Annotated in this window: 24 protein-coding genes; 14 read left to right on the top strand and 10 right to left on the bottom strand. The window is 63.6% G+C overall.

The features are described 5' to 3' along the window. Positions 1–153: 153 nt before the first annotated feature. Together VKR55_RS07500 and VKR55_RS07495 are read right to left on the bottom strand one after the other, a co-directional pair. Positions 154–507 (bottom strand): nuclear transport factor 2 family protein, encoded by a 354-nt coding sequence (locus tag VKR55_RS07500; RefSeq protein WP_324401330.1) that lies wholly within the window; start codon positions 505–507, stop codon positions 154–156. Positions 508–527: 20 nt separating this feature from the next. Beyond that, complete coding sequence (locus tag VKR55_RS07495) at positions 528–2,000, bottom strand: amidase (protein WP_324401328.1); 1,473 nt, start codon at positions 1,998–2,000, stop codon at positions 528–530. Positions 2,001–2,260: 260 nt separating this feature from the next. Between VKR55_RS07495 and VKR55_RS07490 the strand changes: the two genes are divergently transcribed. Then, positions 2,261–3,316: a serine hydrolase domain-containing protein gene (locus VKR55_RS07490; protein WP_324401326.1), complete on the top strand. Its 1,056-nt coding sequence runs from the start codon at positions 2,261–2,263 to the stop codon at positions 3,314–3,316. Between the two features lie 2 nt (positions 3,317–3,318). Here the strand turns inward: VKR55_RS07490 and mbfA are convergent, their stop codons facing one another. After that, a complete protein-coding gene (mbfA, locus tag VKR55_RS07485; RefSeq protein WP_324401324.1) occupies positions 3,319–4,290 on the bottom strand; it encodes an iron exporter MbfA in 972 nt (323 codons plus the stop codon). Positions 4,291–4,494: 204 nt separating this feature from the next. Between mbfA and VKR55_RS07480 the strand changes: the two genes are divergently transcribed. Beyond that, positions 4,495–5,217: a hypothetical protein gene (locus VKR55_RS07480; RefSeq protein WP_324401322.1), complete on the top strand. Its 723-nt coding sequence runs from the start codon at positions 4,495–4,497 to the stop codon at positions 5,215–5,217. Positions 5,218–5,303: 86 nt separating this feature from the next. Here VKR55_RS07480 and VKR55_RS07475 read toward each other — a convergent pair whose 3' ends face one another. The 4 genes from VKR55_RS07475 to VKR55_RS07460 form a co-directional block, all read right to left on the bottom strand. Beyond that, positions 5,304–5,687 (bottom strand): hypothetical protein, encoded by a 384-nt coding sequence (locus VKR55_RS07475; RefSeq protein ID WP_324401320.1) that lies wholly within the window; start codon positions 5,685–5,687, stop codon positions 5,304–5,306. A 122-nt stretch (positions 5,688–5,809) separates the two neighbouring features. Then, on the bottom strand, positions 5,810–6,970 hold the full coding sequence (locus VKR55_RS07470) for an alpha/beta hydrolase (RefSeq protein ID WP_324401319.1): 1,161 nt from the start codon (positions 6,968–6,970) through the stop codon (positions 5,810–5,812). Positions 6,971–7,093: 123 nt separating this feature from the next. Further along, entirely contained in the window at positions 7,094–8,641 is a 1,548-nt protein-coding gene (locus VKR55_RS07465) for an acyl-CoA synthetase (RefSeq protein ID WP_324401318.1), read from the bottom strand. 169 nt (positions 8,642–8,810) lie between these two features. Further along, entirely contained in the window at positions 8,811–9,983 is a 1,173-nt protein-coding gene (locus tag VKR55_RS07460) for an acetyl-CoA C-acetyltransferase (protein WP_324401316.1), read from the bottom strand. A 150-nt stretch (positions 9,984–10,133) separates the two neighbouring features. On the opposite strand from VKR55_RS07460, the gene VKR55_RS07455 reads away from it, so the two are divergent. The 8 genes from VKR55_RS07455 (at position 10,134) to VKR55_RS07420 (ending at position 19,352) form a co-directional block, all read left to right on the top strand. Then, the gene (locus VKR55_RS07455; RefSeq protein WP_324401314.1) at positions 10,134–10,802 is read left to right on the top strand and encodes a TetR family transcriptional regulator; all 669 of its coding nucleotides are present in this window, start codon (positions 10,134–10,136) and stop codon (positions 10,800–10,802) included. 91 nt (positions 10,803–10,893) lie between these two features. Further along, positions 10,894–11,652 (top strand): SDR family NAD(P)-dependent oxidoreductase, encoded by a 759-nt coding sequence (locus VKR55_RS07450; RefSeq protein ID WP_324401312.1) that lies wholly within the window; start codon positions 10,894–10,896, stop codon positions 11,650–11,652. Positions 11,653–11,828: 176 nt separating this feature from the next. After that, positions 11,829–12,635: an enoyl-CoA hydratase/isomerase family protein gene (locus VKR55_RS07445; protein ID WP_324401310.1), complete on the top strand. Its 807-nt coding sequence runs from the start codon at positions 11,829–11,831 to the stop codon at positions 12,633–12,635. Between the two features lie 40 nt (positions 12,636–12,675). Continuing rightward, on the top strand, positions 12,676–14,550 hold the full coding sequence (locus VKR55_RS07440) for an AMP-binding protein (protein ID WP_324401308.1): 1,875 nt from the start codon (positions 12,676–12,678) through the stop codon (positions 14,548–14,550). 125 nt (positions 14,551–14,675) lie between these two features. Next, positions 14,676–15,803 (top strand): acyl-CoA dehydrogenase family protein, encoded by a 1,128-nt coding sequence (locus VKR55_RS07435; RefSeq protein ID WP_324401306.1) that lies wholly within the window; start codon positions 14,676–14,678, stop codon positions 15,801–15,803. Positions 15,804–15,922: 119 nt separating this feature from the next. Next, positions 15,923–17,167, top strand: a complete 1,245-nt coding sequence (locus tag VKR55_RS07430) for an acyl-CoA dehydrogenase (protein WP_324401304.1) — start codon at positions 15,923–15,925, stop codon at positions 17,165–17,167. A 114-nt stretch (positions 17,168–17,281) separates the two neighbouring features. Further along, positions 17,282–18,526: an acyl-CoA dehydrogenase gene (locus VKR55_RS07425; protein ID WP_324401301.1), complete on the top strand. Its 1,245-nt coding sequence runs from the start codon at positions 17,282–17,284 to the stop codon at positions 18,524–18,526. Between the two features lie 124 nt (positions 18,527–18,650). Beyond that, positions 18,651–19,352, top strand: coding sequence for a nitroreductase (locus tag VKR55_RS07420; RefSeq protein WP_324401299.1), 702 nt, complete (start codon positions 18,651–18,653; stop codon positions 19,350–19,352). 33 nt (positions 19,353–19,385) lie between these two features. Here the strand turns inward: VKR55_RS07420 and VKR55_RS07415 are convergent, their stop codons facing one another. Continuing rightward, positions 19,386–20,198: an enoyl-CoA hydratase/isomerase family protein gene (locus VKR55_RS07415; RefSeq protein WP_414642316.1), complete on the bottom strand. Its 813-nt coding sequence runs from the start codon at positions 20,196–20,198 to the stop codon at positions 19,386–19,388. Further along, a complete protein-coding gene (locus VKR55_RS07410; protein WP_324401297.1) occupies positions 20,195–21,298 on the bottom strand; it encodes a cyclic nucleotide-gated ion channel in 1,104 nt (367 codons plus the stop codon). The genes VKR55_RS07415 and VKR55_RS07410 overlap by 4 nt, the downstream gene beginning before the upstream one ends. A gap of 295 nt (positions 21,299–21,593) precedes the next feature. On the opposite strand from VKR55_RS07410, the gene VKR55_RS07405 reads away from it, so the two are divergent. The 4 genes from VKR55_RS07405 (at position 21,594) to VKR55_RS07390 (ending at position 24,579) form a co-directional block, all read left to right on the top strand. Then, on the top strand, positions 21,594–22,256 hold the full coding sequence (locus VKR55_RS07405) for a Crp/Fnr family transcriptional regulator (protein WP_324401295.1): 663 nt from the start codon (positions 21,594–21,596) through the stop codon (positions 22,254–22,256). 26 nt (positions 22,257–22,282) lie between these two features. After that, on the top strand, positions 22,283–23,158 hold the full coding sequence (locus VKR55_RS07400; protein WP_324401293.1) for a DUF6537 domain-containing protein: 876 nt from the start codon (positions 22,283–22,285) through the stop codon (positions 23,156–23,158). Between the two features lie 521 nt (positions 23,159–23,679). Further along, positions 23,680–24,030 (top strand): DUF3307 domain-containing protein, encoded by a 351-nt coding sequence (locus VKR55_RS07395; RefSeq protein WP_324401335.1) that lies wholly within the window; start codon positions 23,680–23,682, stop codon positions 24,028–24,030. A 144-nt stretch (positions 24,031–24,174) separates the two neighbouring features. Beyond that, the gene (locus VKR55_RS07390) at positions 24,175–24,579 is read left to right on the top strand and encodes a hypothetical protein (protein WP_324401291.1); all 405 of its coding nucleotides are present in this window, start codon (positions 24,175–24,177) and stop codon (positions 24,577–24,579) included. Positions 24,580–24,609: 30 nt separating this feature from the next. On the opposite strand, the gene VKR55_RS07385 is transcribed toward VKR55_RS07390, so the two are convergent. Further along, on the bottom strand, positions 24,610–24,921 hold the full coding sequence (locus VKR55_RS07385; protein WP_324401289.1) for a YkgJ family cysteine cluster protein: 312 nt from the start codon (positions 24,919–24,921) through the stop codon (positions 24,610–24,612). Between the last annotated feature and the right edge of the window lie 4 nt (positions 24,922–24,925).

The raw sequence follows: 24,925 nt of genomic DNA, 5'->3' as shown, positions 1-24,925 counted from the left end.
TCGCTCAAAACCTCATGCAGCGACGGCGGATCGATCGCCTCCTCGATCCGCCTCCGCCAATCATCAAAGATCAGCGACAGATGAGCCTCAGCCTATGCCAAAGCTAAACCGGACAGCCGTGGGTCAAGCCCGGCAATGACGAGTGCTACTTTCCTACCGCGACACATGCGCCGACACGGCGAGCCACTTGCCGTTATGCCGTGCCCAGCAGTCGGTGTAGCGGCCGTGGGCCTCCTGGCCGTCCGGCATGGTGTAGCTGGTTGCGGCATGGATGATCGCAAAATCGCCCATCACGCGAATCTTCACGTCATGTGCGTACAGATTCCTGATCGCGACCGGCTTTGCCGTCTGCTTCAGGAACGCGGCGCGGTCGACCAGCGACTTGTCCGGGTTGGAGCAATAGAACTCCGGCGCCAGGATTTGGTCGAAGCGTTTTACGTCGGAGGATTGAACTGAGTCGACGTAGTCCTTATTGAGCGCGGCGAGCTCGTCGATGTCCTTGCTCATGCGGTTCTCCTCATTTCCCGTCAATCATCAAACGCCGGCGGCGGAACGAAGCCGCCGAACTCGCGCTCGATCAGTTCCGCCAGCGTCAGCGGCGTGCGGTCCTCCAGGAACGGACCAACGATCTGCACGCCGAGCGGCAGGCCTTGCGCGTTGAGCCCGAGCGGGATCGCGGTGGCGGGCAGGCCCGGCAGCGTCGCGATGCCGGGCCAGGCGAGCTGGTCGGTGTAGGAATAATCCGTGCCGTCGATGTTGACGCGGCGGTTCTCCTGCTCCGGCGACTGGTCCTGCACAAAGGCCGCCGTCGGCATGACCGGGCAGATCACCGCATCGAAGCTCCTGAACAGCTCGGCCCATTGCGCGCGAAGCCGCGTGCGGCCGCCGTCGGCCGCGAGCCAGTCGCGATGGCTGAGCGCGATGCCGCGCAGCCGCTCCGCGCGGAGACTCACGTCGTCGGACGTGAGCTGCGCGGCGCCGGCCTTTGCACCGTCATAAACTTCAGGCTGAAAGGTCGCGCCCAACAGCGACATCAAGAGGCGCATATAGAGCCGCGAGGACGCCGCAAAGTCGGGCAGCAGCGGACTTTGCCGCGTCACGATGGCGCCGGCCTTGCCGAGATTCGTTGCGAGTGTCTCGATCGATCCGCGCACGTCCTTGCCGGTCGGCATCACGGGATCGCTGTCGATCACGAGGATGCGAAAATTCCTGAGCGCGCCATGACGCGCCTTTGGCAGCTCGAGCCTGTAGGCCTTGCCGGCTTCGATCGGGTCCGGTCCAGCCATCACGTCGAGCAGCAGCGTGAGGTCGGCGGCGCCGCGCGCCATCGGCCCGATCACCGCGAGGTCGCGGTTGAAGGGCAAGGGCGGCAGCGGTGGCGGCGTATGGCCGCGGTTCGGCACCAGTGCGAATGTCGGCTTGTGCGCGTAGACGCCGCAATGGAACGCCGGCGCGCGCAGCGAGCCGCCGATATCGGATCCGATCGACAGCGGACCGTAGCCCGCGGCAAGCGCGGCCGAGGAGCCGCCGGAGGAGCCGCCCGGCGTGCGCGCGAGATCGAAGGGATTGTTGGTGGTGCCGTAGATCTCGTTGTAGCTCTGCCAGTCGCCGAGCCCGAGCGGCACGTTGGTCTTGCCCAGGATGACGGCGCCGGCATCCTTGATGCGCGTGACCGACAGCGCGTCTTCCTTGGCGATGAAATCCTTCTGCGCCGGAAAGCCCCACGTCGTGGGCAGGCCTGCGATGTTATAGGATTCCTTCACCGTCAGGGGGATGCCGAGCAGCGGCCTGTTCTCGCCGCGCGCGATCGCGGCATCGGCCGCGCGTGCCGCCTCCAGCGCGCGATCGAAGTCGCGCACGCAGATGGCGTTGATCTTGCCGTCATGCCGCTCGATCCGTCCGATCGCGTCCTGCGCGAGTTCGACCGCGGAGACCTGCTTCGCCTTCAGCGCCGCGGTAAGCTCGACGGCGGTCTTGAAGCTCCATTGCGATTTGGCCAAAGCGTACTCCCGTCCGATATTTTTCGAAGCGGCTCGGATGATGCGCAGTTTGGCACGGCGCCGCAAGAGCAATCGCTGTACAGTGACGCCTCAGATGACATGTTACTGCCAATGCGCGCCGTCATCGTCGTTGCAGGCCGAAAGGTGACGATAGGACCGCAACAATGTTCAACCGCCGGCGGATGCTGGCAGCCGCAGGAGGAGTTCTCATGGTCGGATCGATCAGAGAAAGTTCGACGGCAACAACGCTCGATTGGCACATGACGAAGCCTTCCGAAGCCGGATTTGCCGCCGATCTCGAGGCGCGGCTCGGCAAGGCCGTTGCCGACAAGCGCATCTGGAACATGCACGCCGTCATCGTCATCCGCGGCGGGCGGCTGGTGCTGGAACGCTATTTTGACGGTGCGGACGACGCGCGCGGCACACCGCTCGGGGTCGTCGCGTTCAAGCCGGATACGCTGCATGACCTGCGCTCGGTGTCGAAGAGCATCGTCGGCCTCCTCTACGGAATTGCGCTCAGGGATGACAAGGTGCCGCCGCCCGAGCAGCCGCTGATGCAGTCCTTTCCCGAATATGCGGATCTCGCCGCGGATAGCGACCGCCAGCGCTGGACGCTGCATCACGTGCTGTCAATGACGATGGGCACGGATTGGGATGAGCTCAGCATTCCCTACACCAATCCGGCCAACAGCGAGATCGCGATGGATCGCGCTCCCAATCGCTATCGCTATGTGCTCGGGCGTCCCATTGTCATGGAGCCGGGCGCGCGCTGGACCTATTGTGGCGGGGCCACTGCGCTGCTCGGCCGCATCATCGCCGAGGGCACCGGCAAGTCGCTCCATGCCTATGCGCGCGACGTGCTGTTCGATCCGCTTCGTATGGCGCCGACCGATTGGTACACGGGCCGCGACGACGAACTGATCGCAGCCTCCGGCATTCGCATGACGCCGCGCGATCTTGCCAGAATAGGCCAGCTCATGTTGAACGGCGGGGTCTGGGAGGGCCGCCGGGTCGTGCCGGCGGATTGGATCGCGCGTTGCACGACGGCGGTGGTGCGGGTCGATGAGATGCGCGAATACGGCTATCAGTGGTATCTCGGACGCTTCGGTTTCGAGACGGCGTCGGATGGTCCGCACTGGAAGAGATCCCGGCTCGAGCCTGTCACGAGCGCCTTGGGCAATGGCGGGCAACGGCTCTATGTCATGCCGGGGCTCGACCTCGTGGTGGTGACCACGTCGGGCAATTACGACACGCCGGATCAATGGGTGCCGCCGACGCGCATCATGCGGGAGGTCGTGCTGCCGGCCGTGCTGTAGTTCTACGACGCGCCGATCAGGATGCCGACGCCAAGCACAATGACGCCGCCGAGCACGACCTGAAACACCGCCTGCAGGAACGGCGTATCCATGTAGTGCGCGCGAATGAAGGCGATCGCCCACAATTCGAAGAACACGACGACACCAGCAATTCCGGTCGCGATCCAGAACGCGTTTGGCCAGGCGTCCGGCACCAGATAGGGCAGCGTATGGCCGAGACCGCCAAGCGCGGTCATGATGCCGGTCATCGTGCCGCGTATCCAGGGCGAACCGCGACCGGTCAGCGAGCCGTCGTCCGAGAGCGCTTCGGCAAAGGCCATGCTGATGCCGGCGCCAATAGACGCAGCAAGGCCCACCACAAAGGTCTGCCAGTTGTGATGGGTCGCAAACGCCGCCGCAAACAGCGGCGCCAGCGTGGAGACCGAACCGTCCATCAGGCCGGCGAGCCCCGGTTGCACATATTGCAGCACGAACATGCGCCGCCGTGTCTTGTCCTCGGCCTCGCGCACGTCCGGCTTGAGGATTTCGCCGGTCAGCCTGGTTGCGAGATTCTCGTGGCCCCTTTCCTCTTCGGCGAGATCGCCGAGGAGACGGCGCACGCCAACATCCTCCGCCCGCTCGCTGGCCTTGGCATAGAAACGCTCGGCCTGCTGCTCCATGGTCTCCACTTCCTTGCGGATGGTGTCGAGCGGCAGGTTCTTGGTGAGCCAGATCGGGCGGCGGCGCAAAAAGCCCTTCACGTCCTCGCGGCGGATCGGCGGCAGATGTGGGCCGAAGCGCTGCTCATACATTTCGAGCAGGCGGTGGCGATGGCCGCGTTCCTCTTCTGCCATCTCCTCGAAGATCCTTGCCGAATCCGGGTAGCGCTCCTTCAGATCCTCGGCGAAGGACATATAGATGCGGCTGTCCTCTTCCTCGGAGGAAATCGCGACCGCCAATACCTCGCGCTCGGTGAGATCGGCGAAATTCTTCATCGAAGCCTTCCGGGGAGCCTAATTTAGAATGGTTCTAAACCTATAGGTTCGGACTGACGCGGTCAAATGTTCAGAATGCTCTCAGGTCAAATGGTGAGAATGTCTTCAGAAATGTCGCCTCGCCGGCACGATGGCTGATATGGAACCGGCAGCGGCAAATGACCGTTTCGATTGGTCGGTGGGAGCGCCGAGCGGGGAAGCTTCATGGAAAAAGTCAAATACCGTCTGAACCATCCAGGACTGGCGCCGCGGCGCACCAAGCTCGAAATCCCGGGTTGGGCCGGCACCCGCGATCCGCGCAAGGACGGATCGCACGAGCAGGTCTGGCACTGCGTGCCGTTTTCCGAAGGCGCGCAGTACGGGATCGAGCTGTTCTATCCATACGACAACGAGCTGCATGTCACCACGAAGGATGGGCACCTTGTCCTCGAAGGCGATTGGGGTGAGCCGCCGAACAACGGACTGCAATGGCCGCCCTTCCGGAATTTCGGCGACACCTTCTACACCTATCAGCTCCTGCTCGATGTGAAGGCGCCGCAGGGATTTGCGATCCGCACCGAGCCGCATCCGCGCTTCTACTCCGACCCGACCGACACAGTGCCGATCGCCGTGCCCGCGCTGATCCGCAACTGGTGGCCGATGGTGTTCTTCTGCGTGTTCAAGTCCCCGGCGGAAGGTCGCACCCACATCTTCCGTCCCGGCGAGCCGTTCGCGCAAATCATCGTGATCCCGGAGGAGGCGCCCTTCGAGCTCGAGCCGATGACCGAAGAGGAAGCGGCCGAACGCGAGCTGCAGGCCCGCCGCATCTATGCCAACCGGCCAAATCTCGCCAAGGGCACGGAGTGGCTGTCATCGACCGATACGGTGTTCGACGGCACCTACCGGCATCTCCACCGCGCGGCAAAAGAGAAAGCGCGGCAGGGCTGATCGCTATTGAGCCGACCCGAGACGAAGCGGGCGCCCGATCCTTCCCGGATCGAGCGCCCGACGTAATCCTCACACCATCACGCGGGTCAGTACCGACGATAGTAGCCGTGATGGTGGTGGTGATGGTGATGATGGTGGTGGTGATAGAAGCGGCGGGGTGGCACGATGATCACATGCGGCCGGTAATAGCCGTGGTGATGATGGTGATAGTAGCCATGGTGATGGTGATGATGGTGGTGGTGATAGAACTGCGCCATCTGGACGTTATCTTCCCACGGCTTCACAGGTTGCTGTTCCTCAATCGCCTGCAGCACTTTGAGGGCATTCGGGATCGGCTCCAGCAGGTCGGCGTAGGAGTTCACCTTGAGTGTGTCCGACGGGTCCAGGGCCGGCGCTGGCGCGGCCTGCGCACCATTGAGCGTGCCGAGCGCAGCCACCGCTCCCAGTAATCCAGCAATCTTCTTTTCCATCTTCTCCTCCAGTGGGTATTGTGCGAGGTCACAAACGCGTGTGTCGAACGAAGGTTCCGACAGGGCTCGCCTAGCGCCCCATCATTTGGTGGCACGGCTGAACGGCAGATGAACCCCCGCATCTAACGGTCGCGATTACCTGCCGCGCCTTTGAGGAATTGCAGTAACAATCGGTTGACTTCCTCCGGCCGCTCCTGCTGCACCCAATGCCCGGCACCGTCGACGAGATGGCAACCGATCATGTCGGTGCAGGCCGTCTTCTGCATGGCTTCGAGCGCACCGGGGCGCTGATAGGGGCCCCAATCCTGCTTGCCGGCGATGAAGCACGACGGTACGTCGATGGTGCGGCCGGACCATGTCTGCAGTTCGGCATCGAAGGCGCCGGATGTGCCGCAGCGATACCATTGCAGGCCGCCCTGGAAGCCCGTGCGCTGATATTCGGCCGCGTAATAGGCGAGCTCGCTGTCCGGCAGCCATTGGTTGGCGGCGATCTCCGCGGCCGAGGGCATCTCCGGCGCGACGGTCTCCGGCATGGTCCTGGCCAAATCCATCACATAGTAGGTCGGCAGCTTGGCGAGCTCTTCCGCCGACCATGCCTTCAGCGGATACGGCTTGTTGGCTTTCCAGTCCGCGCTCTTGTGATGGTAGTAGGCGCGCAGGAAATCATGCACGCCCTGCGGCGCGCGGTGCATGTCGGGGTCCGCCTCGCGTGTCGAGTAGTACCATTGGTAATGCTTGCGCGGCCGCGGCAAGGCGGCGAGCTCGCGATGCACGGCGTCTTGGTCGCGCGGCTTGGCTAGCGCGTTGGCCGTGTTGAACGGCAGCGACGGCGGCGGTGCGAACGGCGCGCTCATCATCACCACCGAACGGAACGCGTCCGGCCGCAGCAGCGCGCACCAGCCTGCGATCGGGCTGCCGAAATCATGCCCGATCACCGCGTCGACGCTCCGGTAGCCGAACGCCGACACCAGTCCCAGCGCATCACGAACGATGTTGAGAAAGCGGAACGAGCCGAGATCGCCGTCATAGCGTGCGTCCCAGCCCGTGGTGCGGCCATAGCCGCGCTGGTCCGGCGCGATCACGTGATAGCCGGCGCCGGCAAGAGCCGGCATCACCTTGCGCCAGGAGACGGCGAGCTCGGGAAAGCCATGCAGCAGCAACAGGCACGGCCGGCCCTTGGTCTCGAAGCCGGCTTCGAGCACGTGCATGCGAAGGCCGTTGATGTTCTCGACGTATCGCGAGCGGATCGAGGCGGGGAGGGGGATGTCTGGCAGGGAGGTCATGCTGCGAGTGTAGCTCGTAGGGTGGGCGAAGCGAAGCGTGCCCAGCATCTTGCAATCGCGCAAGGGGTGGTGGGCACGGCGCATGCGCGCCTTTGCCCACCCTACGGCTTTCGCGAGCGCGCGCTAGATCCTCGCCACCGCGGTCTTCGGCCAGTAGCGGTCGCGGAGATGGCGCTTCACCAGCTTTCCGGTGGGCGTGCGCGGCAGCTCGGCCTCGAAGTCGATCGAGCGCGGACATTTGATCGGCGACAGATGTTTGCGACAGAAGACGATGAGCTGCTCCTCGAGCGCCTTGCCGGCCTTGGCCATGTCGTGCGGCTGCACCACCGCCTTGACCTCTTCGCCCATCTCAGCGTTGGGCACGCCGAACACCGCGACGTCGGCCACTTCAGGGTGCGTGATCAGGACGTCCTCGGTCTCCTGCGGGTAGATGTTCACGCCGCCGGAGATGATCATGTAGGACTTGCGGTCGGTGAGATAGAGAAAGCCTTCGTGATCGAGATAACCGACGTCGCCAAGCGTGGACCAGCCACGGGCATTGTGGGCGCGCGCGGTCTTCTCAGGATCGTTGTGGTAGGAGAACGCCGGCGCGTCGGCGAAATAGACCGTGCCGATCTCGCCGGTTGGCACCTCCTGGTCGTTCTCGTCGAGGATCTTGACCTTGCCGACCACCGCGCGGCCGACCGTGCCGCGATGGGTGAGCCAGTCCTTCGAGGTCGAGACCGTGACGCCGTTGCCTTCGGAGCCGGCGTAATACTCGATCAGGATCGGTCCCCACCATTCGATCATCTTGGCTTTCACGTCGACCGGGCAGGGCGCGGCCGCATGGATTGCGCCCTTCAGCGACGAGACGTCATAGCGGTTGCGCACCTCATCCGGCAGCTTCAGCATGCGCACGAACATGGTCGGCACGAGCTGAGACTGCGTGACCTTGTGCGTCTCGACCAGCTTCAAGAACTGCTCGGCGTCGAAGGATTCCATGATGATCGAGGTGCCGCCCAGCATGGTCGCCATCATGTTGAAGCGCAAGGGAGCGGCATGATAGAGCGGCGCCGGTGAGAGATACACCGTATCCGCGCTCATGCCGCACATATTGGCGCAGAGCAGCTTGAGGAAGGGATTTGGCAGCTCGATCGGATTGCCCTCGAACTGTTTCTTGATGCCCTTTGGTCTTCCTGTGGTGCCGGACGAATAGAGCATGTCGTAGCCCGCGACCTCGTCCGCGATCGGTGTGGTCGGCTGCGCGATCGCCTCCTTGTCGTAGGAGCGAAAGCCTACCTCCGGCTCGTCGATCATAAAGAATAGCGGTTCGCCCGGCTCGCCCTTGATCAGCCCCTTCACCTGTCCGGCGCATTTGGGCGAGGTGATGAAGACCTTTGCGCCGCAATCCTTCACGATGTAGCCGATCTCGTCCGGCGTGAGATAGCGGCTGATCGCGGTGTAATAGAGTCCGCTGCGCTGCGCGGCCCAGCAGATCTCCATGAAGGCGAGCCGGTTTTCCATCAGCAGCGCGATATGATCGCCGGCCTTCAGGCCGAGCGAGCGGAACAGATGCGCGCCCTGGTTGGAAAGCTCATCGAGCTCGCGATAGGTGATCGCCTTGCCGGTCGTCGCCATCTGGTAGGCGATCTTGTCGGGGTTGGTGCGGGCGTGGATGGAAGGGTGGGTCATGGAAAGCTATCAACACAAGTGAGGTGGTCGCCCCCGCGAACGCGCGGACCCATAGCCACTGGCTAACGTTATAGACGCGAGCTGGAGCTCCAGCTTGGCATAACCACGGGATCCTGTGGTTATGGGTCCCGGCTCAAGGCCGGGACGACACCGTTTGTTGATATGCAGCCTACAGCCGCTCCACAATCGTCACATTGGCCATGCCGCCGCCCTCGCACATGGTCTGTAGCCCATAGCGCTTGCCCCGCTGCTTCAGCGCGTTGACCAGCGTCGTCATCAGCTTGGTGCCGCTTCCACCGAGCGGATGGCCGAGCGCGATCGCGCCGCCATTGACGTTGAGCCGCACAGGATCAGCGCCGGTGGTCTTCAGCCACGCCGTCGGCACCGAGGCGAAGGCTTCGTTGACCTCGAACAGGTCGATGTCGTCGATCGACATGCCGGTCTTCTTCAGCGCGCGCTCGGTCGCGTGCAGCGGCGCATCGAGCATGATCACGGGGTCGCCTCCCATCATGGTCATGTGATGGATGCGCGCAATCGGCTTGACGCCGAGCTGCTTGAGACCCTTCTCGTTCACCACGACCACGCCGGAGGCGCCGTCGCAGATCTGGCTGGCGCTCGCCGCGGTCAGCTTGCCGTTCTCGGCGATCAGCTTGACGCCCTTGATGCCATCGAGAGAGACGTCGAAGCGGATGCCTTCATCGATGGTGTGGGTGTCGGTCGAGCCGTCGGCGCGGGTGATCGCGACCGGCACGATCTCGTTCTTGAAATGGCCGGCTTGCGTTGCCGCAATCGCGCGCTGGTGGCTGTTATAGGAAAATTCGTCGAGATCGTCTTTCGACAGGCCGTATTTCTCGGCCATCATCTCCGCGCCGGTGAACTGGCTGAACACGATGTTCGGATAGCGCTTCTCGATATTCGGGCTCTTGTAATGGCCGTAGCCGTTCTTGGCAGGAAGCTGCGAGGCAAGGCCCATCGGCACCCGCGTCATCGATTCGACGCCGGCAGCAATCACGATGTCCATGGCGCCACTCATCACCGCTTGCGCCGCGAAGTGCAGTGCCTGCTGCGAGGAGCCGCATTGCCGGTCGATCGAGGTGCCGGGCACGCTCTCCGGCAGCTTCGAGGCCATGATCGCGTTGCGGGCGATGTTATTGGACTGCTCGCCCGCCTGCATCACGCAGCCCATGATGACATCTTCGATCTGCGCGGGATCAGCGCCCGAGCGCTCCACCAGCGAGTCCAGCACCTTGGCCGCGAGGTCGGCCGGATGCCAGCCGGCGAGACGCCCTCCCTTGCGGCCGCCGGCGGTGCGGGCGGCGGCGACGATGTATGCCTCGGCCATCTCACTTCTCCCTGATTGATTTCGCTGTGGCTTAAAATGACGGAGCCGGATTTAAGGGGCGGTCGGGGTTTTAGTCAATCGATCAATTAACTCTTGAGTGCGGCCCCGGCATGCGCTTATGTGCGACCCGCCCTTTGGATGCAGGCAGCTATGGCACCCGAGTTGAATACCAGTGTACCGGCAAGACCGCAGCCGGCGAAAAACCCCACCGCCGAGAAGCTGCTCGTGGCGGCGAGCGAATTGATGATCGAGCGCGCCTCGATCGACGTTTCGCTCTCGGACATTGCGCAGAAGTCCGGCGTCAACGCGGCGCTGGTGAAATACCATTTCGGCAACAAGGAAGGGCTCCTGCTTGGGCTACTCGCGCGCGACGCCGCGACCGAGATATCGAATCTCGAATATCTCCTGGCGCAGCCGATCACGCCGACCGCGAAGCTGAAGCTGCATGTCGCGGGCATCATCCGCGCCTATCACCGCTTCCCCTACATGAACCGGCTGATCCACTACCTGCTGCATGAGAGCAGCGGCGAGGCCGCCGACGAAGTCTCAAGATTCTTCGTCGCTCCGCTTCTGGACTTTCATCGCCGGCTGCTTGCGGAGGGCATCAGGTGCGGTGAATTCCGCAAGATCGATCCGGTGCTGTTCTACACCAGCCTGATCGGCGCCTGCGATTATCTGTTCTTCGGTCGGCATGCGATGTCGCGCGCGACCGGCGTCGGCCCTGTCACCGACGAAGTCTGCCGCGACTACATCAAGCACATGGAAGCGCTGATCTGCGGCGGCATGCTCAAGCCGACCAACGGAGCCGCGGGATCATAATCACAACAAGCCCAAGTCTGCGGAAGAGAAGTCCAGGGAAGAAGTCCAAGAAGACAAGTCCAGAGAAGAAACGCCCAAGGAGAGGTTTGACATGCAATTGAAAGACGTTGCCGTTCTCATCACCGGCGGTGGCTCGGGGCTCGGCGCCGCGACCGCGCGCGCCATGGCCGAAAAGGGCGCCAGGATCGCCGTGCTCGATCAGAACAAGGAAAACGCCGAGAAGGTTGCGGCCGAGGTGAAGGGCGTGGCGCTGCACGCCGACGTCACCGACGAGGAGCAGGTCAAGGCCGGCATTGCCAAGGCGGAAGCCGCGCACGGCGTCGCGCGTGTGCTGATGAACTGCGCCGGCATTGGCGGCTCGCAGCGCATCGTCGGCCGCGACGGCGTCTATCCGCTGGCGAAGTTCGCGCGCATCATCAATGTCAACCTGATCGGCACCTTTAACTGCCTGCGCCTGTTCGCCGAGCGCCTGGTCACTGCAGAGCCTGTTGGCGAGGAGCGCGGCGTCATCATCAACACGGCGAGCGTCGCGGCCTATGAGGGTCAGATCGGCCAGATCGCCTATTCCGCGTCGAAGGGCGGCATCGTCGGTCTCACGCTGCCGGCAGCGCGCGATCTCGCCAGTCAGAAAATCCGCGTCAACACCATCGCGCCCGGCATCTTCTTCACGCCGCTTTTGATGGGACTGAACGAGGAAGCGCGCAAGAGCCTCGGCGCCCAGGTGCCGCATCCCGCCCGGCTCGGCGAACCCAGCGAATATGCCGCGCTTGCGGTCCACATTGTCGAGAACGCAATGCTGAACGGCGAGACCATCCGTCTCGACGGCGCCATCCGCATGGCGCCCCGATAACGCTCTTCCCTTCTCCCCTTGTGGGAGAAGGTGGCGCCGAAGGCGCCGGATGAGGGGTTCTCTCCGCGAATACCCCTCACCCGAGTGAGTCCTTGGCTGACATCGGTGATGCCCTCTCCCACAAGGGGAGAGGGCGCAGCAACTGCCACCGCTTCCGCTGCGAGCAGGAGCAAATCGTGACTCAACCGCTTTTGATCGAACACTCCGACGGCCTCGACCGGCTGACGCTCAATCGCCCGGAAAACCTGAACGCGCTCGATCCGTCGCTGATCGACGCGCTCAATGCCTATTTCCAGGGCCTGCAGCGCAACCGTGACACCCGCGTGGTCGTGCTGAAGGGCGCGGGGAAGAATTTCTGCGCTGGCCTCGATTTGAAACACGCGATGAAGCGCCGTGCCGGGCAACAGGAGCCACCGGGCGTCACAGAGTCGCTGGATTCGCAGCGCCGCATCGCCGATATCGTGATGCTGATGCGGCGCTGTCCGCAGCCGATCCTCGCATTGATTCAGGGTGCGGCCGCGGGTGGCGGCTTTGCGCTGGCGCTTGCTTCCGACATCCGCATCGCCACGACATCCGCGCGGATGAACTGCGCCTTCATCAAGCTCGGCCTTGGCGGCTGCGACATCGGTACCAGCTATTTCCTGCCGCGCCTCGTCGGCGTCTCCGTTGCATCAGAATTGATCCTGACCGGCCGCTTCATCGGCGCCGAGCGTGCGCTAGCGGTGGGTCTCGTCTCGGAGATCGTCGGGGAGGGCGGCCTTGAAGCCGCCGCCGAGCCCTATATCGAGGCGATGCTGACAGCCTCGCCGGTCGGTCTGAGGCTGTCGAAGGAATGCCTCAACATGAGTGTGGATGCGCCTTCGCTCGAGGCTGCGATTGCGATGGAAGACCGCAACCAGGTGCTGTGCAGCCGCTCCGAAGATTTCAGCGAAGGCATCAGGGCCTTCCTTGAAAAGCGAAAGCCGGTCTATATCAGACGATAACAAAGAGTCCGCCAAGGGCCGATATTTCGGGAGACGCAATATGGATGGGAATGCGGCGACGGTGCTGGAGAAGCCGGCCTTTCGCAAGATCCAGTGGTTGAAACGCGACATCGCGGTCGAGCGCCGCGGCGATGGCACAATCATCCTGAAGTCGCGCATTCCGCTGCAGGCCTATGAGAAGCATATTCCGGCCTCGCTTGCGAAGTGGGCAAAGCAAGCGCCCGAACGCGTCTGGCTCGCGCAGCGCGGCGGTCCCGAGCGAGAGTGGCGCAAGGTGTCCTATGCCGAAGCCAAGGGCACCGTCGATGCGCTGACGCAAGGCCTGCTCAACCTGAAGCTCGGGGACGGGCGTCCGGTCGCGATCCTCTCCGGCAATTCGATCGAGCACGCGCTGATGACGCAGGCGGCGATGCAGGCGCGCCATCCGCTAGCACCGGTGTCGCCTGCTTACTCGTTGATGAGCCAGGATCACGCCAAGCTGAAATACCTGTTCGGCCTGATCAAACCCGGTGTCGTGATGGTGCAGGACGGGCCGGCGTTCGAGAAAGCGCTGAGGGCGATCGACCTCGACGGCGTCACCGTGATCCACGTTGCGCGTCCCTGCGACGGCATCAAGAGCGTCGCGTTTGCCGATCTCGCCGCGACGCCGGTGACGAACGATGTGGAAGACTCGATCGCGAAAATCACGCCGGATACCATCGGCAAGCTCTTGTTCACCTCCGGCTCGACCGGCATGCCCAAGGCCGTCGTCAACACGCAGGAGATGATGTGCGCCAATGCGGCGATGATGATGCAGGTACGGCCGCGCGCGGCGGGCAGCATCCCGCCAACCGTGCTCGACTGGATGCCGTGGAACCACACGATGGGCGGCAACGCCGCGTTCAACCCGGTGCTGGTCGACGGCGGCACGCTCTATATCGACGACGGCCGGCCGATGCCGGGCCAGCTCGAAGAGACCATCCGTAACCTGCGTGAGGTGTCGCCGACCTACTACGCCAACGTTCCCGCCGGCTATGCGGCGCTCGCTGCGGCGATGGAGAAGGACGATGCGCTGTGCCGCAGCTTCTTCAAAAACCTCAGCCTGATGGCCTATGGCGGCGCGCGGCTGCCGGACGATCTCTATGAGCGCATGCAGGCGCTCGCGGTGAAGACCACAGGCGAGCGCATCGTGTTCTACACCGGCTGGGGCTCGACCGAGACCGCGCCGACAGCGACGGGCACCTATTGGGACACCGAACGCGTCGGCCTGATCGGCCTGCCGTTCCCCGGCGTCGAATTGAAGATGGTGCCCTGCGGCTCGAAATATGAGTTGCGGCTGCGTGGCGTCAACGTCACGCCCGGCTATTTCGGCCAGCCCGAGCTCACCCGGACAATTTTCGACGAGGAGGGCTTCTATTGCATCGGCGATGCCGGAATCTTTGTCGATCCCAACGACCCCGTGGCCGGGATCATCTTCGCCGGCCGCGTGGTCGAGGATTTCAAGCTCACCACCGGCACCTTCGTCCATGTCGGCTCGCTCCGCACCGATGCGATCGCGGCCGCGACACCCGTCGTGCATGACGCGCTGGTGACGGGACAGGACCGTCCGTTCATCGGGCTGTTGGCCTGGCCGAACCTGCATGCCTGTCGGCAAATCGTCGGCGAGCCGGACGCGAGCTATGAAGATGTGGTCCGTCATCCCGAGGTGATCGCCTGCTTCAAGCGCGGGCTTGAGGCCCACAACAAGGCGAGTGGCGGCTCAAGCAGCCTGCGCGTAGCGCGCGCGATGTTGATGGTCGAGCCGCCCTCGATCGACGGCAACGAGCTGACCGACAAGGGCTACATCAATCAGCGCGCCGGCCTCGAGCGCCGCGCGGCTCTGGTGGAGCGGCTTTACGCCGACAATCCCGACGAAGACGTGATCGTGCTGCAATGAAAACAGAGCGCAGTTTTTCTCGCCGTCATTCCGGGATGGTCCGAAGGACCAGACCCGGAATCTCGAGATTCCGGGTTCGATGCTTCGCATCGCCCCGGAATGACCATCAAAGAAGGTAGGCCGCCATGAACTTCGATTTCTCCGACGACCAGAAGCAACTGCGCGATCAGGCGCGGAAATTCCTTTCTGAGAAATGCCCGCCGAAGGCGGTGCGCGTCGTGCTCGACGGCAAGGCGCCCTATGACAAGGACTTGTGGAGAGGGCTTGCCGAGATGGGCTTTCTCGGCGTCGCGATTCCGGAAGAATTCGGCGGCGCGGGCGCGGGCCATCTCGAGCTTTGCGTCATCGCGGAGGAAATGGGCCGCGCACTGGCGCCGGTGCCGTTCTCCTCGACGGTTTATCTCGCCGCGGAAGCGCTGCTGCTCGCGGGCAGCGATGCACAGAAGAGGAAATGGCTGCCGAAGATCGCGTCCGGTGACGCCATCGGCACGCTGGCGCTGTTCGAGGGCACCGGCAATCCGTCGCCCAAGGCGATCAAGCTCACCGGCAACGGCGGCACGCTGAATGGCGTGAAGAAGCCGGTTGCGGACGGCGCGATCGCCGATTTCGCCGTGGTCGCGGCACGGACGGGATCGAGCGGGCGCGAGAGCGACGTCTCGCTGTTCCTGGCCGACCTCAAGGGCGATGGCGTCGAGATCAAGGCGCTCACCAACGTCGATCCGACCCGCGGCCAGTCCGAAATCACCTTCAGGAATTGCAAGGCCGAGCCGCTCGGCCCCGCCGGCGAAGGCTGGAGCATCCTGACCCAGGTGCTCGACCGCGCCGCGGTGTTGACCGCCTTCGAGCAGGTCGGGGGCGCCGACCGCGCACTCGAGATGGGACGCGACTACGCGCTCGACCGCATCGCCTTCGGGCGTCCGATCGGCTCGTTCCAGGCAGTGAAGCACATGCTCGCCGACATGTATGTCTCGGCGACGCTGGCGCGCTCGAATTGCTATTACGGCGCCTGGGCGCTCTCGACCAATGCCGGCGAATTGCCGGAGGCTGCCGCCGCGGCGCGCATCAGCGCGACGCAGGCGTTCCAGCATTGCGCCAAGAACAACATCCAGGTCCACGGCGGCATGGGTTTCACCTGGGAATTCGACTGCCACATGTACTATCGCCGCGCCAATGCGGTCGCGCTCGGGCTCGGCAGTCTTTCTTATTGGGAAGACGCGTTGATCGATCGCATGAGGAAGAAGAACGCGGCGTGATCTTGCACGTCATTCCGGGGCGCGAGCAACGCTCGCGAACCCGGAATCTCGAAATGAGCAAGTAACCTCTAGATTCCGGGTTCGCGCTTCGCGCGCCCCGGAATGACAGGGAAAAGAACATGAACTTCGACGATACCCAGCAGGAAGCCGCGTTCCGCGCCGAGGCCAAGGCCTGGATCGCGGCGAACGCGCCGAAGCAATATGAGGAGGAGTTGCGCAAATCCTCGCTCGGCCGCACGAAGCTCGAGGGCGCCAACATCCTCGAAGTGGCAAAAGCCTGGCAGAAGAAGAAGGCCGATGCCGGCTGGGCCTGCCTGCATTGGCCGAAGGACTATGGCGGCCGTGGCGCTTCGCCGATCGAGCGCGTGATCTGGCAGCAGGAGGAGGGGCCTTACGGCAAGCTCTCGGCGATGTTCATCATCGGACACGGCATGTGCGGGCCGACCATGATGGCGTTCGCAGGAGAAGAGCAGAAGCGCAAATACCTGCCGCCGCTCGCCTCCGGCGAGAACATCTGGTGCCAGCTTTTCTCCGAGCCGGCCGGCGGCTCCGATGTCGCCGGCCTTCGCACGCGGGCGGAGCGACGCGGCGACGACTGGATCATCAACGGCCAGAAGATCTGGACCTCGGGCGCGCATTATTCCGACTACGGCATTTTGCTGACCCGCAGCGATCCCAATGTCCCCAAGCACAAGGGCCTCACCATGTTCTTTCTGGACATGAAGAGCCCGGGGGTCGAGGTCAGGCCGATCAAGCAGGCGAGCGGCCAGTCGGACTTCAACGAAGTCTATTTCACCGACGTGAAGATCCCGGACTCGCAGCGCCTCGGCAACGTCAATGACGGCTGGAATGTCTCGCTGACCACGCTGATGAACGAGCGCATGTCGATCGGCGCCGGCGTCGCAACCGGCTTCCCGGAGATCTTCGAGTTCTGCTCCAATCTGATGCTGGAGGACGGCCCGGCGATCGAGGATCGCGCCGTGCGCTCGAAATTGGCAAATTGGGCCGTCAAGGCGAGCGGCCTGAAATATACCAGCTTCCGCGCCATCTCGGCGCTTTCCAGAGGAGAACGTCCGGGGCCGGAAAATTCCATCGGCAAGCTGGTTGCGGGCTCGATGATTCAGGATGTCGCGACCTATGCGCTTGATCTGCAGGGCGCGGCCGGCGCCTTGAGCGGGTCCGAAGCGGAGCTCGCTGGGAAATTCCAGGCGATGCTGCTGCGCGCGCCCGGCACCCGTGTCGAAGGCGGCACGGACGAGATCATGCGCAACATCATCGCGGAACGCGTGCTGGGGCTACCCGGCGACATCCGCGTCGACAAGGACGTGCCGTTCAATCAGATTCCGACGAAGGGAAGACATTAGCCGTCATTCCGGGGGCGCCGCGGAGCGGCGAACCAGGAATCCAGAGATTGTGGATCGAGATTCCGGGTTCGCGCGTTCCGCGCGCCCCGGAATGACAGCAGAAGAGGAAGCGCCATGAACTTCGATGATACCCCGCAGGAAGCCGAGTTTCGCAGCGTCGCGCGCAAATGGATCGACGCCAATGCGCCGAAGGAATTGGAGGCGGAGCTTTCGAAATCCTCGCTGGGCCGTATCCGCTTGCGGCACCAGGACATCGTCGAGGTCGGCAAGGCCTGGCAGAAGAAGAAGGCGCAAGGCGGATGGGCCTGCCTGCAATGGCCGAAGGAATATGGCGGCCGCGGCGCCACGCCGATCGAGCGCGTGATCTGGCAGCAGGAAGAGGGCGTCTATGGCAAGCTGACGCAGCCGTTCCAGATCGGAGAGGGCATGTGCGGCCCGACCGTGATGTCCTATGGCAGCGAGGAGAACAAGCGCCGCTATTTGCCGAAACTCGCGTCCGGCGAGGAAATCTGGTGCCAGCTCTTCTCCGAACCCGCGGGCGGCTCCGACGTTGCAGGCCTGCGCACTCGCGCCGAGAAGAAGGGCGACAACTGGCTCGTCAACGGCCAGAAGATCTGGACCTCCGGCGCGCATTATTCCGACTACGGCCTTCTCATCACCCGCACCGATCCCAACGTGTCCAAGCACAAGGGGCTCACCATGTTCTTCCTCGACATGAAGAGCAAAGGCGTGGAGGTCAGGCCGATCAAGCAGGCCAACGGCATGCAGGAGTTCAACGAGGTCTACTTCACCGACGTCGTGATTCCCGACAGCCAGCGGCTTGGCAACGTCGGCGACGGCTGGAACGTCTCGCTGACCACGCTGATGAACGAGCGCATGTCGATCGGCGCGCGGCTTGCGACGGGCTTTCCGGAGATGTTCGAGTTCTGCTCGAACCTGATGCTGGAGGACGGGCCCGCGATCGACGATCGCGCGACGCGCTCGAAACTTGCGAGCTGGGCGGTGAAGGCGAGCGGCTTGAAATACACCAGCTACCGCGCGATCTCGGCGCTGTCGCGTGGCGAGCGTCCGGGACCGGAGAATTCGATCGGCAAATTGGTCGCGGGCTCGATGCTGCAGGACATCGCGACCTATGCGATGGATCTCGAAGGCGCGGCAGGCGCGCTCACAGGTAGCTCGGAGGAAGTCGCGCGCGGCCAGTTCCAGCAGATGCTGTTGTCGTCGCCCTCGATGCGCATCGCCGGCGGCACCGACGAGATCCTGCGCAACATCATCGCCGAGCGCGTGTTGGGCCTGCCCGGCGATATCCGTGTCGACAAGGATGTGCCGTTCAACAAGATTCCGACGAAGGGGCGTTGATAGCCTTCGTAGGGTGGGCAAAGCGAAGCGTGCCCACCATCTTCTAGGAATCCTTGGGCGGTGGGCACGGCGCTTACGCGCCTTTGCCCACCCTACGAAATAGATCAACCAAACGAGCTGATCGATGGATGCCGCCGTAAAACAAAATCACAACCGTATCGATGTCCTGGAAGACCTCCTCAACGAGCGTTACTCCGTGCGCGCCTTTCTGCCTAAACCTGTGCCGCGCGAGACCATCGTGCAGGTGCTCAAGGTGGCGCAGCGCACGGCGTCGTGGTGCAACAGCCAGCCCTGGCAGGTCGTGATCGCAAGCGGCGAGGCCAAGGAGCGTTTCCGCAAGCTGATCTACACGGAAGCTGCTTCCGGCGCCCCGCACGACAGCGACTTCCCATATCCGCGCGAATATCTCGGCGTCTATCTCGAGCGCCGGCGCGAGAGCGGCTTCCAGCTCTACAACACGCTCGGTATTGTCAGAGGCGACAAGGCCGCTTATGCCAGACAGGCGCTGGAAAACTACAACTTCTTCGGCGCCCCGCATGTCGCGATCATTCACACCACCGAGCCGCTCGGCGTGTATGGCGCGGTCGATTGCGGCGCCTATGTCGGCAATTTCATGCTGGCGGCGCAGGCGCTGGGCCTCGGCACCATCCCGCAGGCCGCGCTCGCGCGTCATTCCGGATTGATCCGCCGCCACTTCAATCTCGGCGACGACCGCCGCGTGGTGTGCGGTATCTCCTTCGGCTATGCCGACCATGATCACAAGGTCAACAACTACCGCACCTCACGCGCGACGCTCGCGGAGGTTGCGGCGTTCGTGGACGATTAGCGTACAAAAATAGCCTGAAAAGCAGCATCAAAATCAGAATTTTGGCGGGCGCTTCTCGTTGAAGGCCTTCACGCCTTCCCTGATCTCGGCGCCACGCATGCTGTCGCGGGCGCGCTGGTCCGCCGCGGCCTCGTCGAGCTTGCCACGCGCGATCTCGTTGATGGTCCGCTTCATGCCGGCCATCGCTACCGGCGCATTGCAGGCGAGGATCACGGCCAGCCGGTCGACCTCCTCGTCCAGCGCCTCCGGCGGGACCATCGCGGTGAGATAGCCGATCCGCAGCATTTCCGGCGCGTCGATCTTTTGCGCCGTGAGGAAGAGTTTCTTCGCGTTATCGATGCCGAGCCGCGACACGTAGCGCCGAATGCCGCTTTTGTAATAGTGCAGGCCAAGCCGTGCCGCCGGCATGAACATCTCGGCGGTATCGACGCCGATACGGAAATCGCAGGCGAGGGCAAGGTCGGTCGCGCCGCCATAGACGCCGCCATTGAGCCGGCAGATGGTCGGCACGGCGAGGTCCTCGAGCCGGTTGACCACGACCTCGAAGGCGGAGCCCGCGCTTTGCTGCTCGTTTGCGCTGGTCGCGCGTTCGGCGACCGAATTGAGGTCATAGCCGGCTGAGAAGGCGCGGCCGGTGCCGGTCAAAACCAGCACGCGAATGCCGTCATCGGACACGATACGGTCGAACAATTGCATCAGCGCCTCGAGATCTTCCGGTTGCAGCCGGTTCAGGTGCTTCGGCCGGTTGAGGCGGATGGTGGCGCGCGCGCCCTCGATGGTGAGGACCGGCGTGCTCGCATGCTCGCCGGCACCCGGCGCGGCGGCGTGGGCGGGTCTATGCATCATTCATTCTCCAGCGCACGGCGCTTGGCCTCGGCATCGATGGTCTCGGCGAGATCGGGATGGCGCGCCATCAACAGGCGGAAGTCGACGAGGTCGAGCACGAGCAGCTTGGAGAGCCTCGTGGTGGTGACGTTGGCGCCGCGCAGGGTGTTGCCGAGCAGCGCCATCTCGCCGAAGAACGCGCCTTCGCCGAGCTGCACCTTCTTGCCGGGCAGGTCGACCTCGACCCCGCCGGTGGCGATAAAATACATGCAATCGCCTTGCTGGCCCTTGCGGATGATCGTCACGCGCGGCGGCAGGTCGATGGTGCGGAGCATATGCGTTACATCGGCGATCGCCGACGGGCCGAGGTTGGCAAAGAACGGCACCTTGCTGACCGATTCCCAGGTTCTCAGGAAATTGTCGCGCCGCGTCTCGGAGGCGAACCCGGTCGCGAGAATACCGGTCCACAGGCCGAACACGCCAAGGCCCGAGATCATCACAATCGCTGCCACCAGCCGGCCAAGCGGCGTGATCGGCACGACGTCGCCATAGCCGGTCGTGGTCAGGGTCACCACCGCCCACCACAGCGCGGCCGGTACATTGGCGAAGGTCTGGGGCTGCGCGTCGCGCTCCAGGAAATATTCGGCGACCGAGCCCAGGAACAGCACCATCAAAAACAGCACCAGCACGCTGAGCAGCGGGCCGGACTCCAGCACCAGCACCCGCCGCAACTGGCGCAATCCCGGAATGCCGGGGATCACCTTGACGAACCACAGGACAGCGAGCAGCCAAGCCGTCCTGGGCTCGGCGCCGGCAGCGAGTGCGATCGGCACGGCGATCACGCCGGCGGTGTCCAGGAGCCCCCGGCCGGTCATGAGATAGGGCCGTCCGGAGCGGAAGCTGCCGCGAATCCGCACCACCCATTCGAAGGCGAAAAACGCGAGGCACGCCCACAGCACCGCGCCGGCCCAATGCGCGGCCTCATAGGCGGGATTGACGGTAAGCATCACCATGGTGGCGACGCCGATCGCCACGGCCAGATAGGCCGCTTTGGTCATGTTGCGGCCCGCCGTCGCCGTCAGAAATTGCGTCAACGCGGAAGGAACCGGTGATTGGGACATCTTGGCGGCGTAGATCGATCAGGTGCGGCCATGACGGCCGCAACCGACAAGGTGCCCGGGCGGCGGAGGGCCGTCAACGCGCCTTGGGGCGCATTGTTGTCGCGCGCTGCACCGCCATATGGGCCGCTCGGCATTTGGCGGCAGCGCCAGGGCACGCCGAAAGGATGATTTTGCCCGGATCGGTTCAAATCCCCGACAAATCGTTGCCTTTGTGCGTATACCGAAGCGGTCGCGCGAGCGGTATGATGGCGCTCAGGCAGCGCGTTTGTTTTGCCTTTTTGAAAGCTGGTCGGCCATGGATAGCACTCATCTTGCCCAACATGCAGGCACGGCGGGCACGTTGTTCGCCTCGATCTTCCTGGTCGCGACCAGCACGATGCGGACCATGATCCCGCTCCGGCTGTTCAGCATCCTGACCAACCTGGTGCTGATCGCGACCGCGATCCCTGCCCATAATTACGTGCTTATACTGGTCCAGACCTTGATGCTGGTGCTCAATTCCTACCGGCTGCACCAGATGCTGCAGCTTGTGCGCGATGTGAAACGCTCCGTCGGCGGCGACCTGTCGATGGAGTGGCTGAAGCCGTTCATGACCGAGCGCAAATGCAAGGCCGGCGAGATGCTGTTCTACAAGGACGAGAAGGCCGAGGATATGCTCTATATCGTCTCGGGCCGCTTCCGCCTGGTCGAATCCGGCATCGAATTGCCGGTCGGCGCCATCGTTGGCGAACTGGGCATGCTGTCGCCGTCCAATGTGCGGACGCAGTCGCTGGAATGTATCGAGGCCGGCGTGATCCTGAGCGTGAGCTACGACCAGGTCGAGCAGCTTTATGTACAGAATCCGGCTTTCGGTTTCTATTTTCTGAAGCTTGCCACCGCTCGGCTGTTCCAGAACCTCGATACGCTGGAGCGGCGGCTCGCGCAGCAGACGGCGCTGGCGGCGGCGAAGACCGCTTGAGAGTATTTTGGCAACGAGGCATCGGCGTGTCTGACGACGGCATCGTGTCTTCGCTGAAATATCTGTTCGCCGACTTCCTCGACGAAGTGGACACCACGCCGCCGTTCCTGCCCGAGGGCTTGCCGGAAGGTGCGATTCCGATCGTCAGCGACGCCATCCATCTGTTGATGGATTATCAGGGCGCGACCTACGCCAAGCTCTATGTCGAGCGGCTTCAGCGTTTCATCGGCAAGGGCTTGTCGGCCACGACGTATTGCGAGATGGCGCGGCTGATGGCGAGGCGCATGGCCTACGAGGATGCGATCCGCATCGCCCAGCTCAAGCTTGCCGAATATCGCGACGGCGGCGGGCAAATCATCTCGACCGACATCAAGCAGTTCCGTTTGGACGAGCTGGTCGATGCGCTGCCGGAGATTGCCGCCGACCCGGTGCTGACTGTGCTCGACAAGATCGGCTGGTCACGCCGGCGCGTCTCGATCCCGTTCTCGACCGCGAGCCAATGGGGCATCCGGCGGCTGAAGGTGGAAGCCTGGCTGCGCCGCTGGCGGATGTTCTCGATCCGCTATATCCGGGAGCGCAACTGGGTCGAGCGCTGGCTTCACATGATCGCGCGCAGCATGCTGAAGCAGCCGGAAGCGACCGATGCGATCGTGGCGACCGCGACCATGGTGCAGGGCTATGGCGACGCCTACCGGCAGGGGCTTGCCGACTGGCATGCGATCATCGACGGCCTCGTCAAGCCGACCTTCGATGGCGTGCTGCCGCTCACCGATCTTGCCGACGCCATCACGGAGGCGCGCGCCGCCGCGATGCCCGATTCCCGCCAGGCCTCGCTCAAGCGCGCGATCGCCCAGATCAGGGCACGGGTGACCGCGCCCGATGCGCACGCGGCGGCGGAGTGATGGATCTTCGTGATTGCCGTGCGCCAAAGACGGTCGCCGCCGCCAGGACGATCGCCTTTGGCGTGTACAACATCACCTGTTGTCGGTTTCTTCTTGCAACCTGCGAGCGAGGCGACTTTTGCTCCGCCGCAGGCGTTCGGCCTTCGGCATTCATGGCTCTATCCGGTCGGTCGGCGCCGTCCTGGCGGCGTTCACATTCTCGCGCGGCAGGACGGTAACTACCTAAAAAGAAAGAAAATTTCAGCCAGTCGTGATATGTCGCTGGCGAATTATCGGTAAAGCTGCGGCGGACGGCTATGGCGCCGTTGGGCCACACCTCCGGTTTTTCAGGTTCCCGGCAGGTGCATTCCGGCACCGGAGATGTCATAAAAGGCCAATGCGGGGTTGAATTGGCCGGTTTTGAAAAAGAGTTGCGCTGAACGCCTCCTGCCCCGTCCGGTCTTTGGGTCTCTTGCGAGGTCGTCAGCTTGTCGCTTCCTTCCATCTCGTCGTCGGTCCCGGTCGGTCTGCTCGTCGGTTGGATGATGCTTTTGACCGTCAAGCACATCATTGCCGATTTCGTTCTGCAGAACGCCTGGATGGCCCATGGCAAGGATCAGAAGAAAGGCTGGGCGCTGCCGCTGTTGGTGCACTGCCTGATCCACTTCGCGGTCGCCTTGCTGCTGATCCTGATCATCGCCCCGAAATTCTGGTTCGTCGCCTTTATCGATTTCGTCATCCACATCACGGTCGATCGCGCCAAGGGGCTTTGCTCCTCCACCTTCTGCATGACGCCGGAGCATCCCTGGTTCTGGACCCTGATTGGCGTTGACCAGGCGCTGCATCATCTTACCGGCTTCGGCCTCGCGCTGTTCATGGCGGCGAACGCCTGATCGATCCGGATCGCTCGCGCTTCACGGCTCCGCAGCGCACCGATTCGCGCGGATCAAGCCCACCGTGGAACTACCGGCGTGGCTGGTTAACCCTTCGTTAGAGAATTGCATTGCATCTTTTGCCCGAGCGAGGGGGGCCTCACGATGTTTCCAAGCCGCGACGCCTACGATAGCGATTCATGCCCGGTCCGGGACGAACTCCTCGGCGAGATGTACCGCGCCAACGAGCACGGCCTGGCAAGACTGGTCGAGACCGTCTCCTCCGACGTCAGGGCGATGCTGGCGCTGTTCTGCTATCGCCGCAGTCACCTGCATGCGCTGGCGCTCTCGATCGCCGCAAGCTGCACTGAGCGCGACCTGGTCCATTTCGGAGGTCGCGTCGGAATGACGCTTTACGCGTTGTCGCGCGAGGCGCCGGCAAGCCGCCCGGCTTCATCCTCCTACAATGGCCGCAAGCCGATCACGCTGTCGACCAAGCCGCTCTCGGCCGTCGCGCCGATCGAGGACGAGTTCGACGATCACGATGTCGTTGAAGCGGTGACGGCATAGGTTTCTCCGTCGTCCCCGCAGGGACGACGGTCACAGCACCGGCAATCCCCACTTCTTCCGCGCCAGCGCACACTCGTCGTCGCCGGGCATGCAGGTTCGGCAGACCTCGGGCCGCACGGCGTAGATCGAGCACGATGTGGCTTCGCCAACCTTGCCCTTCAGCGCCGCGCAGCGGTCGCCATCGCAGCGCATCCCCGAGCCGCGCGCATTGACGAGCTGCAAAGGGATGCGAGCGAGCGCCTCGTCGTCCTCGGTCGAGAAGCGCGGCCAGTTGGCCGACGTGGCGCAGCAGGCGCCGCAGGCCTGGCAGGGATTGTCTGCAATGGTCAAAGCGGCGTCCATATCG

The organism is Bradyrhizobium sp., assembly GCF_035309285.1.
GTDB lineage: Bacteria > Pseudomonadota > Alphaproteobacteria > Rhizobiales > Xanthobacteraceae > Bradyrhizobium.
The sequence above is the reverse complement of the archived record's forward strand: the minus strand, read 5'-3'. Positions and strand labels throughout refer to the sequence as shown.